Origin of the sequence: Bacillus sp. NPDC057893 (assembly GCF_042796455.1) — a bacterium.
In the GTDB taxonomy this organism is placed as follows: Bacteria; Bacillota; Bacilli; order Bacillales; family Bacillaceae_G; genus Bacillus_A.
In genome coordinates this window covers 423499-437382 of record NZ_JBHVNG010000001.1, presented here as the reverse complement: position 1 = coordinate 437382, position 13884 = coordinate 423499, and the positions used below count along the sequence as shown (strand labels likewise).

The following is a 13884-nucleotide window of genomic DNA, read 5'->3' as shown; positions in this document are numbered from 1 at the left end:
GTTATCCATTATCGGCATTATATTTGGCATTTGATTGTTATCCATTATCGGCATCATGTTCGGCATTTGGTTGTTATCCATTATCGGCATCATATTCGGCATTTGATTATTATCCATTATCGGCATCATATTCGGCATTTGATTATTATCCATTATCGGCATTATGTTCGGCATTTGATTATTATCCATTATCGGCATTATGTTCGGCATTTGATTGTTATCCATTATCGGCATTATATTTGGCATTTGAGTGTTATCCATTATCGGCATCATATTCGGCATTTGATTATTATCCATTATCGGCATTATGTTCGGCACTTGAATATTAGGCGGTTTTACTTGCGGGATAATAACACTTTCTTTTGATACGTTTGGTGAGACTATGCTTCCTATATTTTCTTTCTTCACTTGTGGCGAGACTATGCTTCCTACATTTTCTTTTTTCACTTGCGGCGACACTATATTCCCTACATTTTCTTTTTTCACTTGCGGCGACACTATATTCCCTACATTTTCTTTTTTCACTTGCGGCGACACTATATTCCCTACATTTTCTTTCTTCACTTGCGGTGACACTATATTCCCTACATTTTCTTTCTTCACTTGCGGTGACACTATATTCCCTACATTTTCTTTCTTCACTTGCGGTGACACTATGTTTCCTATATTGTCTTTCTTCACTTGCGGTGATGCATTTCCTATATTGTCTTTTTTCGTTTGCGGAGAAATGACGTTGTTAGGCTTCATTTTATTAATTTGAGGAGCAATTAACTCGCTTCCCTTTTTTATTACATCTGAAATTTTATATTCTTTTTTCGCTTTAATCGGCGGTTGTGGTGGCTGTGGTAATACATTAATGGAAAATTTAGTATTTTCTTTCGTAGTCGGTTTTGGTTTTTCTACTTTCTCTACAACAGGTGGTTTTTGAATGACAGGCGGCTTTTCAACTGGTTTTTGAATGACAGGCGGCTTTTCAACTGGTTTTTCTTTTTGCACTTCTTTTTGCGGCTTTACCTGTACTTCTTTTTGTGGTTTCACTTGCATTTCCTTTTGCGGTTTTACCTGCATTTCTTTTTGTGGTTTCACCTGTATTTCTTTTTGCGTTTGTTGCATAGCTGGCTCTTGTGTAATAGGTGCTGACTGATACGTAACTTCTTCTTCATCTTCTATTCCGAGCGGGGTTGGGGTTGATGCAAACTCTTTTTGCTGCACCTCTTTTACATATTGTTTCGGAGGCGCTGACCCCGATCCAGCATGTTGTTTCACATGAACGCTGCTTGATGGTACTTTAATTTTCATCCCTGGCATAATAAGGTCTGGATTACTAAGTTGTGTATTTGTTTTTTTGAGCGTTTCAAAATCCACTCCGTACTTTTTCGCAATTTTCCAAAGGGTATCCCCTTTTTGCACGATATGAATTTTCAAATTTTCCCCCTCCTGTATAACTTATCTATAAGTAAAAACACTTCGAAGTAACACTTTCTAAAAAACTTAACTCCATCTACTTTTATCACTTCTTCTATTTCAATATGGTTTGAAGTGGCATAATCATAAAAAAATCACAATGATTTCCTCAACACAATGTATGCCTATTTCACTCTTCTTATGATTACATGCACGAAAAAAAGCAACGGGAGTTCCGTTGCTTTACACACGCTCTAGCATACGATTCAATGCAAGAATCGCCTCTTCTGTTACTTGTTTTTCCACACGAATAACGTTAATTTGTTCTCCTCTTTCTATATTCTCAAGCGCCCATAACAGGTGAGGTAAATCAATTCGATTCATCGTTAAACAAGGACACATAAACGGATTTAGAGAAATAATTTCTTTATCTGGATGTTGCTGAATAATTCGATTCACTAAATTCATCTCTGTACCAATCGCCCATTTACTTCCTGCTGGAGCTGCTTCAATCATGTCAATAATATATTTCGTTGATCCTGCATAATCAGAGGCAGCTACAACTTCATAGCAACATTCAGGATGAACAATAATATTCATATCCGGATGATTTTTTCGGACACTTTCAATATTTTTCACTGTAAAGTTTTGATGAACAGAACAATGACCTTTCCATAAAATCACTTGAATTTCTTCTATATCTCCATCGTACTCTAATGTATCTGTATGCGGGTTCCACACTGCCATTTTCTCTAAAGGGATCCCTAAATCGTACGCTGTATTTCTCCCTAAATGTTGGTCTGGTAAAAAGACGAGACGCTCTTTTTGTGTAAACGCCCAAGACACCATTTGTTTTGCATTAGAAGAGGTTACTGTTGCCCCCCCGTTACGACCACAAAACGCTTTAATCGCAGCTGTTGAATTTACATACGTTAGCGGAATCATCGTATCCCCAAATAATCTCGTGAGCTCTTTCCACGCTCTTTCTGTTTGTTCAATATCTGCCATGTCTGCCATAGAACAGCCGGCACGCATATCTGGTAAGATGACAATTTGATCATTTGTCGTTAACATATCTGCCGTTTCTGCCATAAAGTGCACACCACAAAACACAATATATTTTGCCTCTTTATTACTCGCTGCAACTTGCGCCAGTTGAAGTGAGTCCCCTGCTGCATCTGAAAATTGCACCACTTCATCTTTTTGATAATGATGTCCTGGAATAAATAGTAATGCCCCCATTTTTTCTTTAATTTCACGGACACGCTCTTCCATCTCTAATGTAGACATCGTTTGATAACGCTCTGGTAACATTACTTCGATTGGCTGAACTTTCTCTAAAATACCCATTTATGATTCTCCCCCTCTAAACCACTCTCATTAGGCCTCAATATTAAAACTAATATCAAGTGCTTTCACTGAATGTGTTAACGCTCCAAGTGAAATATAATCTACCCCTGTTTTTCCGTATTTTGATAAATCTTCAATTGTAATACCACCTGAAGCCTCCGTAACGATGGCACTTGGTACAATTTTTGAAAACTCACGAATCTCTTCTGGCGTACAATTATCGAACATAATAACATCTGCGCCGGCCTCTACTGCTTCTCTTACTTGCGCCTCTGTCTCTGTTTCAACTTCTACTTTCACCATATGTCCCAATCTTTCTTTCACCGATGTAACAGCTTTTGTAATCGAGCTAGCAAAAGCAATATGATTGTCTTTAATCATGACACCATCATATAAACCGAATCTGTGGTTAAATCCGCCCCCGCATACTACCGCATACTTATCAAACATACGTAGTCCTGGCATCGTTTTTCTCGTATCACAAATGCGTGTATGACTGCTATCTAAAGCAAAAACCGCCTTACGTGTCATCGTCGCTATCCCGCTCATACGCTGGATAACGTTTAATATAACGCGCTCTGCCGTTAATAATGATGCGATTGGGCCTTGCACAGTTGCAATTATTTCGCCTTTTTCTACAAGATCCCCATCTTTTTTATGAAGTTCAACTTCAATTTTCTGATCAATTAATTTAAATCCTTCTTCAATTACTAAGCGCCCTGCAAATACCCCTGTATCCTTTACAAGAAACGTTCCTTTCGCAAGTGCATTATCGGGAAAGATAAGCTGAGATGTTACATCTCTTTCTCCTATATCTTCTAGAAAAAATCGATTTAATGCTTCCTTAACTTTTAACGTATTCATAAAACCCCTCTTCCCCTTATTAAACAAGTTGTAGTTTTCTTCTCACTCGGATAATCTCTTTTTTCACGCTATTTCTTTCTGGATAATCAATGCGATAATGACCACCGATACTGTCTTCTCTTTGCAAAGCTGATACTGTTATAAGCTCACAAACTGTTAACATATTAATAAGCGTTATCTCTTCATTTGTAAGTGCATCATATTGTAAGATCATATTTAGCACACCGTACCTACTAAACCATCTCTTAACATATGATAAATTTTTCTCAGTTCGCACAATCCCAACATGCTTCATCATGTATTCTTGTATTTCTTCTTTCAACGGTAAATCATTAAGAGCTATAAAACTTTTCCCTCTCTCTTCCGGCACATTTTTTCTTTCCTCTGCTGGTTTAGCTAAAATGTGTTTTCCTATTCGTCTTCCAAACACAAGACCTTCTAATAATGAATTACTCGCCAATCTATTCGCACCATGAACTCCATTACAAGCCACTTCACCGACCGCATATAAGTTTGAAATGGACGTCTCTCCGTCACAATTCGTCTTCACGCCGCCCATATGAAAATGAGCACCAGGTACGACCGGAATAAGGTTCCCTTTTAAATCAACGCCGTTCTTTTTACATAATGATGAGACGGTCGGAAAACGTTGTTCAAAGTTTTGAATGGCTTCGATGTTTAAGTACACTGTTTCACCCGCAAGGAGTTGTTCATGAATAGCCCTTGCCACTACATCACGCGGTGCGAGATCTTTCCCGGGATGTATATCCATCATAAAACGCTGTCCTTTTGCATTTATAAGGACAGCTCCTTCACCACGGACTGCTTCAGAAACGAGACCACAACATCGCCCGTCCACGTATAACATCGTCGGATGAAATTGTACAAATTCTAAATCAACAAGTTCTCCCCCAGCTCGATATATCATCGCAAGTCCATCGCCTGTAATTGTCTCATCATTCGATGTAAAGGCGTACAAACCACCTATTCCTCCTGATGCTAACACCGTATTATCAGCATAGTAACGCTTCAGCTTCCCTTCACTATTTCGCGTTAAAGCTCCTATGCATTTATTATTTTCTATAATAAAATCGAGCACCATTTCATGCTCAACGACAGTAACATTCGGAACTACTTCTTGTATTAAATGCTCTAATAAATTTTTACCAGTTGCATCTCCTCCCGCATGTAAAATACGCCGTTTTCGATGCGCTCCTTCTTTACCAAGGTGGAGCCCTTTTTCATCCCCATCAAATTTCATTCCATTTGTAATAAGCTTACTTATTTCTTTCGGCCCCTCTTCAACTAAATAACGAACTGCTTCTTCGTTGTTATAATGGCAACCCGCCACTAATGTATCTTCAAAATGCTCACTCGGATCGTCATATGTAGCAACAGCTGCTGCAATTCCTCCTTGAGCTAAATGTGTATTGTTATTACGTCCTGTTTTTTTTGTGATAATTATCACATTCTTTTCGTGACAAAGCTCTTTCGCAACACGAAGCGCTGCAACGCCGCTTCCAATAATCAAGACATCTGCACTTGGCATAATTGTTGCCTCCTACTTTACACTTTTCAACTGTCTTGACACCTATATTTACATAGTTTTAAAATAATGACAAGAGTTTTTTTACAATTCTTATTTTCACTACCATGCTAAAAACGAAAACAAATGTCACTCTTACTGAAGAGAGGAAATTACATGATGATATATCTAGATTATGCAGCTACAACACCTATGAGCGAAGAAGCTTTAGAAACATATATAGCAGCGGCAAAAACATATTTTGGAAATGAACAAAGTTTACACGATATCGGCGGAAGCGCATCATCTTTATTACAAGTTTGTAGAGAAACATTTGCAGAAATGATTGGGGGTAAGGAACAAGGTGTATTCTTTACAAGCGGCGGTTCCGAATCTAACTACCTTGCGATTCAATCCCTTCTAAATGCTAGAAATGGAAAGCACATTATTACGACACCTATGGAACACGCATCGATTCGAAGTTATTTTCAATCTTTAAAGACGAAGGGCTATACGATTACAGAAATCCCTGTTAATAAAAGTGGGCTTATTGATTTAGTAGATTTAGAGGCAGCTATTACAGAAGATACTGTTCTAGCAAGTATACAGCATGGAAACTCTGAAATTGGGACCGTTCAAAACATTGCAGAGATCGGAGCACTTTTAAAAAAATATAATGTTTTATTTCATTCGGATTGTGTTCAAACGTTTGGTAAACTTCCAATAGACGTTACAGCGATGGAGATTGATAGTCTCTCTGTTTCAGCCCATAAAATATACGGACCAAAAGGAGTTGGAGCTTGCTATATAAATCCGCAAGTCCGCTGGGAACAAATATTCCCTGGAACTTCTCATGAAAAAGGCTTTCGTCCTGGTACAGTGAACGTTCCTGGAATCGCTGCTTTTTTAACCGCCGCAGAGCATATATTAAAGAATCAAAAGGAAGAGAGCTTTCGTTTTAAACAATTACGATCTTATTTTTTAGAGCAATTACAAACACTTCCTCTAGAAATTGAAGTGAAAGGACATTCTACTTCTTGTTTACCACATATTATTGGGGTTACAATAAAAGGAATAGAAGGTCAGTATACAATGTTAGAATGTAACCGTCATGGTATAGCCATTTCAACTGGAAGTGCTTGCCAAGTCGGTAAACAAGAACCTTCAAAAACAATGCTTGCAATTGGAAAAACGTATGAAGAGGCAAAACAATATGTCCGCTTTTCTTTCGGACATCACACGACGAAAGAACAAATTGATACAACTATTCATGCACTACACACAATTGGAAATCAATTTTATAGAGGTGTTAAATCATAATGAAACAAAATGATCAAAAAAAGATTTTAGGCGAAGAAAGACGACAACTCATCCTCGAGTGGCTCCTTGCTGCAAATGAACCGTTATCGGGGAATGAGCTATCTAAAAAGACAAACGTAAGTAGGCAAGTTATCGTTCAAGACATTTCCTTACTAAAAGCACGAAATGAACCAATTATTGCGACTGCACAAGGGTATTTATATTTAAAACCACAAACAAGACAACAAGCTTTTGAACGCGTAATCGTGTGCCAACATAAACCGGCAGAAGTACGTCAAGAGCTTACTATGTTAGTTGACCACGGCGTTACGATTAAAGACGTAAAAGTTGAGCACCCTGTATACGGCGACTTAACGGCATCGATTATGGTAAGTAATCGCTTTGATGTAGAGCAATATTTACAAAAAATCGAAAACACAAACGCTTCCTATCTTTCACAACTAACAGATGGTATTCACTTACATACAATCGAAGCAGATTCTAAAGAGAAGTTAGATGCCGCTTGTGAGGCACTAGATCGAGCTGGATTTCTCGTTTATTAATTAATGTAAAGCACAGAGTTTTTCATCATTCTCTGTGCTTTTATTTTGTAAATGATATAATATTGTAATCAATTGTAAAGGAGGTCAACTATGGGAATTGAACTCGTTCACTTTAGCACCGGTAAACCGAAACAAATGAAATATGGCGAAGATAAAGAAATGATAACAGGTATATGTAAAGATCCTACAGAAGAGGCCTTTCTCTCAAAAGACGGATTCCGTGGTGATGATGTAGCAGATTTAAAACATCACGGGGGACCTGATCGCGCTGTTTGTGTGTACCCACACGAGCATTACGCACTATGGGAAGAAGAATTCCAAACAACACTTCCAGCTTCCACATTTGGCGAAAATATTACGGTAACAAATATGTTAGAGCGTGATGTATGCATCGGAGATACATATCAACTAGGCGAAGCAATCATTCAAGTAACACAAGCTCGCGTACCTTGCAGCACAATTTCAAAACGTCTTGGTATTCCTGGCATTTTACCACGCATTGTAGCAACTGGATTTACTGGCTACTTATGTCGTGTTCTTCAAGAAGGTACTGTGCATAAAGATTCTAAAATTACATTACTAGAGCGTCCATCAAACAATGTATCTGTTTTGTTCTCTAACGAAATCTATTTCCATAATAGAAAAGATAAAGATGGCATTGAAAAGATTCTCGCTGTCCCTGAACTAGCGGATATTTGGCGTGATCAGTTAGAGGATCGTCTTGCGAAGTTGAAATAAAAAAACCCACCTTCTGCAGGTGGGTTTTTATTAATCTAGCAAAATCGCTTCTGCTACTTCAATAGAATAGACAGCTTGCTCTGCCCCAAACCGATAATACGTTTGAATTAACTTCATACGTAACTTTTCTAAAATTTTACGCGAAGGTATATTAGCCATTTGTGTTACTGCAATTACTTTTGATAAATGTAATTCCCGAAAACCATACTGAATTACAGCTTTAACAACTTCTGTTGCATAGCCAACTCCCCAGTACATCGGTAAAAATTGATAAGATACTTCAATATCTTTATTAACATCATTTGGATCGAGCGATACTACTCCCAAAAACGCTTTTGTTTCCTTCTCTTTAACAATCCAATACCAACAGTTTTCTTCCGGATGCAACATATCATTCAAAACATCTCTAATCGACTCTTCTTCACGCGGTCCACCAAGATATTTTCTCACTTCTTCATTTAAATATAGTTCTTTTATACTTTCGTAATCTAATTCATGAACTGTATTTAATAAACAACGTTTCGTTTCAAGCAAGTTTAACAGCCTCCTCGCTTTTTACAACCAATAAGAAGAATAGCTCCCCAGCACAGTAACAGAAAAACCGAGCGCTTCAAGTTCCATCGTTACACCTGGCAATAATACGTCATCATATGCTTTATCTACGTCGATTAAGAAAAAGTAATTTCCAAGACCTGTTTTCATCGGGCGCGATTCAATTTTGGATAAGTTTAATTTTCTCCATGCGAAAGCTGATAACACTTGATATAGCGCTCCCGCATAATCTGCAGGTAACGTTATCATAAGCGTCGTTTTCTCGCCGCGATTTTCTCCGTTATTCGGGAGTACTGCTTTCCTTTTCTTATGGAGAACAAGGAAACGTGTATGATTGTTTTTATGCGTATGAATATCACGTCTTACAATTGTTAATCCGTACTTTTCTGCCGCTGCTTCATTTGCAATGGCGGCAACTTTTTCTTCAGGATGTTCTTTCACATATTGTGCAGCAGCACTTGTTGATGTCATATCCCGAACGGTTACCCCTTTTAATTCTTCATTTAAAAACTTATGACACTGAGCGATAGCATGCGGATGAGAATGTACTGCATATACTTCTTCCCACACTTCTGCATACTGCGGATGTACAAGTAGATGTTGCTGAATTGGTACTGTAATTTCTCCTACAATAGAAAGCGGTTGCTCATGTACGAGGTAATCGACCGTTATATTGACTGAACCTTCTATTGCGTTTTCTAGCGGTACAACTGCGAAATCTACGTTTTCATTTGCGGCTGCATCAATACAATCTGGAATCGTTCGATACGGTACATGCTCTGCTTCCGGAAAAAAACGACTCACCGCCATATTTGTAAATGTTGCCTCTGGTCCTAAATATCCTACTCGAATCATCGTCTTTTCCCTCTCTTTTTCGTTTTCTTACTGTTATACCACAATTTTTAATATTCTTCTATGTAAATTTCGAATATTAAAAAAAGACTAGCGTTCGCTAGTCTAAATGTTTCTTGTATTCTCTTTGAGCAAAGAAGAAATAAATGATACATGCAGCGATGTAAAATAGAATAAACAAGCCTACTTTTCTTAATGAACCGTCCATAAAGACAGTATTATGAAACGTATATAACGCAACTGCACTATGCATACTTCCTACTATAATAGGCGCAAAAAATAACATACATAATTGCCAACGAGAAACCTTCCACACTTCTTCCTTCGTCATTCCAAGTTTAGATAGTGCTCCGTACTGCTTTCGATCCGATGCAATATTATGAAACCATTTAAAATATACGATACTACATGAAGTAAGAAAGAATAATATACTAATGAATGAACCTACAAATAGAGTAATATCGCCGCCTTCTTTCATATTCACATATAACTCCATATTACTTCGAAATGCATCATTATTATCTTGTTTCATATGTTTCCGTAAATCTTCATTTAATTTCTTCGTATTTTCGATATTTGGTAATGTGTAGCCTCTATATATCATTTTTTCAGAATCCGGAATTTTATTTGCTATACTGTTAAAATCTTCATCATTCATGACGAAAAACAGACCATTAATGTATGAAGGGTGATAGTTAAATTGTACCCCTTCTTTCTGACCGTTATATACAAATTGATATGTTTGATTCATTACTTGCAATTGAATCTCTTTTTGATTATATACATTTGGATAATTGTGTTTATTATAATAAATAAGTGTAACTGTTCCTTTTTTAGGATGATACATTTTCTGTTTTTGTTTTCTCGCCTCTTGATTGTATTCACTTTCCTTTATAAGCGGCGCTATTGTTGTTTCTCCCTTATTGGACTGAAAGGATGCATACACTCCAACAAAACTCATATATTGAAAATCATCATATCCATATTGATGTAATAAGTTTTCAACCTTGTCTTTCTCGAAAACTTCATGAGCAGAAGTGCCTTTTTCTATGTATGAAAATGAGTGTACTCCTCCGCCACGCCACATATCTTGCATGCTAGAAAAATATAAGAACACCGTACCTGTCGCCGTAACGACAAACGTTGTTGCCATAGACAACAGAAAGAAAAAGCGACTATTTTCCTTCATTCGATGTGACAATTGATTCACTATAAATAAATACGGATATGTATACATAATCCTTTTATTTCTTTTTATCACTTCTAATATTTGTGTAGCGCCATGTGTAAATGAGAAATACGTCCCAAAAGAAATGAGTATAACAACCGGAAAAAAGTATAATGCTATCGTTGTCATCGTCACTTGTAGCGCTAACGCATATCCCGTCCCTAAACAAGCAAAACCGAATAAACAAAGCCACTTTGATGTTTTCCTCTCTCGTTTATCTGTTCGAAATTCTTTTAATAACCGTATGATTTTTATATTCCATATACGTAAAGCACTTACAAAAGATAACAGAACAAAGACGAGCATATATGTAACAAACGTTACACCAACCGCTCTCATGTCAAATATGACAGGGAGTTCTTTCGGAAGATGAAGTAACATACTAAATACCATAAAAAAGAGTTTCAAAAAAATCATGCCAAGCCCAATACCGAAAATATTAGCGGAAATTCCGATCAATATTTGCTCGGTCATAATCACTCCTATTACGTTAGATTTCGTTGCTCCCATTAACATATATAACCCTAATTCTTTCTTACGTGCTTCTATAAAAATAGAAGTAGAATACAAAATAAATATGACGAAAAAAGAAATAATTATAACGTTACATATGATAAGTCCCCAGCGTACATTTTGATACCACATCGTCTCTTGCATATACGGATGTACAATAACAGACATATATGCAAAAGACGCAAATATTGCAAAACAACTACTTAAGAAAAACACTTTATAATTACGCCAATTTCCCTTTATATTTTGTAGCGCCAGTTGCCAAATGTTCATCTATCGTCCTCCTGTACCTTACTACATAGGTAAAAAGCTAGAGGTTTCCCTAGCTTTTTACGTGTTTTAAATATCCTCTTTGCGCGATCATAAAGTAAATGGCAGAAGCTAAAATATAAGCCCCTATTACAATCGCACCTGATTTCCATAAATCGATATAAAGCATTTTCCCTAACGTATGAAGAGCAAATCCACTATGAATTGTACCGATTAAGATTGGGATAAAGAAGATAACGCCCATTTGACGAATTGCAATTTTACGGATTTCCTTATCAGTCATACCAATTCTTTTCAATGACTTAAATTGAATACGATCTTGTTCTTTATCGTTAAACCATTTAAAGTATGTCATGCTACAAGCGAAGAAGAAGAACAGTACTGTTACGAAGAAACCGATGAACATTGTAATTGCTCCAGATTCTCTTATATCTTTATAAGCAAACACTGAATTTTTCAGTTCTCCTTGCTTTTCTGGTGCAATTTGCTTTTTCAAATCTAGCACAAGGTCTTCCGTACTTTTCCAGTCTTCAATATAATAACCGTAATATTTCGTCTTTTCTTCATCTGGTACGAGCTTTGCATACTTCTCAAAATCTTGATCATTCACAATGAGATATTCGCTATCGTTAAAAACAGAATATGACGTTGGCTCATTTAATTGAACAGACTGCTTTTGTCCATTAATTGTAAATTCATACGGTTTAGTACGATCTATTTTCATAAGTTCATTTGCTGCATCAACCATAACCATCGTCGCACTACCTGGCGCATTATGAACCTCTGTAATTTGCTCTTTCTTTTGTTTACGCACTTCTGCGTTATATTCTTTTTCTGAAATAATCGTCATTGGTACTTCACGTTCACTGTTAAACAACATTATTTTCTGTGTTGCAGGTAGTTTTACGTAGGTTACTTTTCGTGCATCTTCAAACCCATGTTTTTTTACAATCTCTTGTACTTTTTCTTCATTAATAAGACTATGCGTATTTAACCCCTTTTCCTCATATGAAATAGCATGCGGCGTAAGCTCTACCGTTTTTGCACTCATATTTTCATAATATACATAAAGCGTACCAACTGCTGAGGAAACAACCGCCGTAATAATAGAAATGATAAATAGAAAACGAGCATTATCTTTCATTTTATAAATAAGATTACTAAGCACGAACATATTTGGATATGTATAAAAAGATTGTTTTCTTTTTTGCAATACTTTTAATACGACTGTACTTCCTTGCGTAAATAGTAAATACGTTCCGCCAATGGTCAATCCTACAATTGGTAAGAAATATATAATAAAATTCATAATTGTTACTTGGAAGCAAAGGACATATGCAGCAATGATACATCCTATACCGGCTACACATAACCATGTAAATGCAAACGGCTCTATTTTTTGTTTTCTTGCTTCTCTTAATAAATCAATAATTTGTAAGCGTCCTACTGTCCAAACACTAAACAATGATAGTATTAAAAAGAGGATAAAGTATATACCAGCTGTAATAAGAACTGCTTTTCCATTCCACACAAGCGGCAGTGTTTTATCAATTTTTAGTAAGACACTGAGTGCTTGGAAGAAAAGTTTTGAACAAAGCATTCCAATCCCAATACCTACTACAATGGCAATACTACCTAACATCAGTTGCTCTAATATAATCATTCGGCCGAGCTGAGACTTCGTTCCACCTATTAATGTTAATAAACCGAATTCTTTTTTTCTTGCTCGTAAAAACGTTGAATTCGCATATAAAATAAAGAGTGCTGAGAAGATGACTACGATATAATTCATTGATTCTAACCCTTTTGTAATCATCGTCTTCATACTAATATTACCGCTTACGACATCTGGATGATAAATGAAGGAAGCGTACATGAAAAATACGACAATCGATAAACAACTACTAATAAGGAACGCTTTATAATTACGCCAATTTCCTTTTACATTGTTAAGCGCGAGCTGGCGAAAGTTCATGATATTCCCCCCCTAGCATCGCAAGTACGTCCAAAATTTCTTGGAAAAAGGCTTGTTTCGTTCTTCCTTTATGTATTTCTGAGAAGATCTCTCCATCACGTATGAAGAGGATACGTTCACAATAACTAGCCGCTACCGGATCATGCGTTACCATTGCAATCGTTACTTTCTTTTGCTCATGTAAATCTTGAAGTGCTCCCATTAATGATTTAGCTGACTTAGAATCTAAGTTTCCAGTTGGTTCATCTGCTAAAATTAACGTCGGCTCATGAATGATCGCTCTCGCTGCTGCTGCACGTTGTTGTTGTCCGCCTGATACTTCATATACTTTTTTATTTAAAATTTCTTCGATATTTAAAAACTTCGCAATTTCCAGCACTTTCGCATCAATTTCTTTTACAGACTTCTTCGCCATTACAAGCGGCAAAATAATATTTTCTTTAATGGATAACGTATCAAGTAAGTTGAAATCTTGGAAAATGAATCCTAAATGTGTACGGCGAAATTCCGCCAATTTTGCAGCACGCATTTGATTAATTTCTTCACCATTTACAAGCACATGACCTGAAGTTTGCTTATCAATTGTCGCTAATAAATTTAAAAGCGTTGTTTTACCGCTCCCTGAAGGCCCCATAATTCCTACAAATTCGCCTTCTTCAATTTTAAAATTTATATCATTTAAAGCAGTCGTCGCTACTGAACCTTTTGATTGATACACCTTTGTTAATCCTTTTACTTCAAGAACACTCAT

12 protein-coding genes are annotated in these 13884 nt (G+C 36.7%); 3 read left to right on the top strand and 9 right to left on the bottom strand.

The window, feature by feature from the left end:
• From exsA to nadB, 4 genes are all read right to left on the bottom strand, one after another.
• The coding region (exsA, locus tag ACFVQC_RS02430; RefSeq protein WP_377897362.1) for a spore coat assembly protein ExsA at nucleotides 1-1425 on the bottom strand (1425 nt) is incomplete at its 3' end.
• A gap of 222 nt (nucleotides 1426-1647) precedes the next feature.
• Nucleotides 1648-2754 (bottom strand): quinolinate synthase NadA, encoded by a 1107-nt coding sequence (gene nadA, locus ACFVQC_RS02425; protein ID WP_377889445.1) that lies wholly within the window; start codon nucleotides 2752-2754, stop codon nucleotides 1648-1650.
• 30 nt (nucleotides 2755-2784) lie between these two features.
• On the bottom strand, nucleotides 2785-3618 hold the full coding sequence (gene nadC, locus ACFVQC_RS02420; RefSeq protein ID WP_377889447.1) for a carboxylating nicotinate-nucleotide diphosphorylase: 834 nt from the start codon (nucleotides 3616-3618) through the stop codon (nucleotides 2785-2787).
• Between the two features lie 19 nt (nucleotides 3619-3637).
• Complete coding sequence (nadB, locus tag ACFVQC_RS02415; protein WP_377897360.1) at nucleotides 3638-5167, bottom strand: L-aspartate oxidase; 1530 nt, start codon at nucleotides 5165-5167, stop codon at nucleotides 3638-3640.
• A gap of 153 nt (nucleotides 5168-5320) precedes the next feature.
• On the opposite strand from nadB, the gene ACFVQC_RS02410 reads away from it, so the two are divergent.
• From ACFVQC_RS02410 to ACFVQC_RS02400, 3 genes are all read left to right on the top strand, one after another.
• Nucleotides 5321-6463 carry an IscS subfamily cysteine desulfurase gene (locus ACFVQC_RS02410; protein WP_377897359.1) on the top strand — a complete coding sequence of 381 codons (1143 nt, stop codon included), beginning with the start codon at nucleotides 5321-5323 and terminating at the stop codon, nucleotides 6461-6463.
• Nucleotides 6463-7005, top strand: a complete 543-nt coding sequence (locus ACFVQC_RS02405) for a transcription repressor NadR (protein WP_002034157.1) — start codon at nucleotides 6463-6465, stop codon at nucleotides 7003-7005. Before ACFVQC_RS02410 ends, ACFVQC_RS02405 begins: the two co-directional genes overlap by 1 nt.
• A gap of 90 nt (nucleotides 7006-7095) precedes the next feature.
• Nucleotides 7096-7743 (top strand): MOSC domain-containing protein, encoded by a 648-nt coding sequence (locus ACFVQC_RS02400; protein ID WP_377897358.1) that lies wholly within the window; start codon nucleotides 7096-7098, stop codon nucleotides 7741-7743.
• Nucleotides 7744-7773: 30 nt separating this feature from the next.
• Here the strand turns inward: ACFVQC_RS02400 and ACFVQC_RS02395 are convergent, their stop codons facing one another.
• The 5 genes from ACFVQC_RS02395 to ACFVQC_RS02375 all read right to left on the bottom strand — a co-directional run bounded on the left by ACFVQC_RS02395 (nucleotide 7774) and on the right by ACFVQC_RS02375 (nucleotide 13884).
• Nucleotides 7774-8277 (bottom strand): GNAT family N-acetyltransferase, encoded by a 504-nt coding sequence (locus ACFVQC_RS02395; RefSeq protein WP_377897357.1) that lies wholly within the window; start codon nucleotides 8275-8277, stop codon nucleotides 7774-7776.
• A gap of 21 nt (nucleotides 8278-8298) precedes the next feature.
• A complete protein-coding gene (gene pheA / locus ACFVQC_RS02390) occupies nucleotides 8299-9150 on the bottom strand; it encodes a prephenate dehydratase (protein ID WP_377889453.1) in 852 nt (283 codons plus the stop codon).
• A 97-nt stretch (nucleotides 9151-9247) separates the two neighbouring features.
• On the bottom strand, nucleotides 9248-11161 hold the full coding sequence (locus ACFVQC_RS02385) for an FtsX-like permease family protein (protein WP_377897356.1): 1914 nt from the start codon (nucleotides 11159-11161) through the stop codon (nucleotides 9248-9250).
• Nucleotides 11162-11210: 49 nt separating this feature from the next.
• Nucleotides 11211-13133: an FtsX-like permease family protein gene (locus ACFVQC_RS02380; RefSeq protein WP_377897354.1), complete on the bottom strand. Its 1923-nt coding sequence runs from the start codon at nucleotides 13131-13133 to the stop codon at nucleotides 11211-11213.
• Nucleotides 13108-13884 carry an ABC transporter ATP-binding protein gene (locus ACFVQC_RS02375; protein WP_070144986.1) on the bottom strand — a complete coding sequence of 259 codons (777 nt, stop codon included), beginning with the start codon at nucleotides 13882-13884 and terminating at the stop codon, nucleotides 13108-13110. Before ACFVQC_RS02375 ends, ACFVQC_RS02380 begins: the two co-directional genes overlap by 26 nt.

Bases quoted from the DNA above. Each gene is read 5' to 3' on its own strand.
- ACFVQC_RS02385 (WP_377897356.1), bottom strand. From the start codon at position 11,161: ATGAACATTTGGCAACTGGCGCTACAAAATATAAAGGGAAATTGGCGT.
- ACFVQC_RS02400 (WP_377897358.1), top strand. From the start codon at position 7,096: ATGGGAATTGAACTCGTTCACTTTAGCACCGGTAAACCGAAACAAATG.
- ACFVQC_RS02375 (WP_070144986.1), bottom strand. From the start codon at position 13,884: ATGAGTGTTCTTGAAGTAAAAGGATTAACAAAGGTGTATCAATCAAAA.
- ACFVQC_RS02410 (WP_377897359.1), top strand. From the start codon at position 5,321: ATGATGATATATCTAGATTATGCAGCTACAACACCTATGAGCGAAGAA.
- nadB (WP_377897360.1), bottom strand. From the start codon at position 5,167: ATGCCAAGTGCAGATGTCTTGATTATTGGAAGCGGCGTTGCAGCGCTT.
- ACFVQC_RS02405 (WP_002034157.1), top strand. From the start codon at position 6,463: ATGAAACAAAATGATCAAAAAAAGATTTTAGGCGAAGAAAGACGACAA.
- nadA (WP_377889445.1), bottom strand. From the start codon at position 2,754: ATGGGTATTTTAGAGAAAGTTCAGCCAATCGAAGTAATGTTACCAGAG.
- pheA (WP_377889453.1), bottom strand. From the start codon at position 9,150: ATGATTCGAGTAGGATATTTAGGACCAGAGGCAACATTTACAAATATG.
- ACFVQC_RS02380 (WP_377897354.1), bottom strand. From the start codon at position 13,133: ATGAACTTTCGCCAGCTCGCGCTTAACAATGTAAAAGGAAATTGGCGT.
- nadC (WP_377889447.1), bottom strand. From the start codon at position 3,618: ATGAATACGTTAAAAGTTAAGGAAGCATTAAATCGATTTTTTCTAGAA.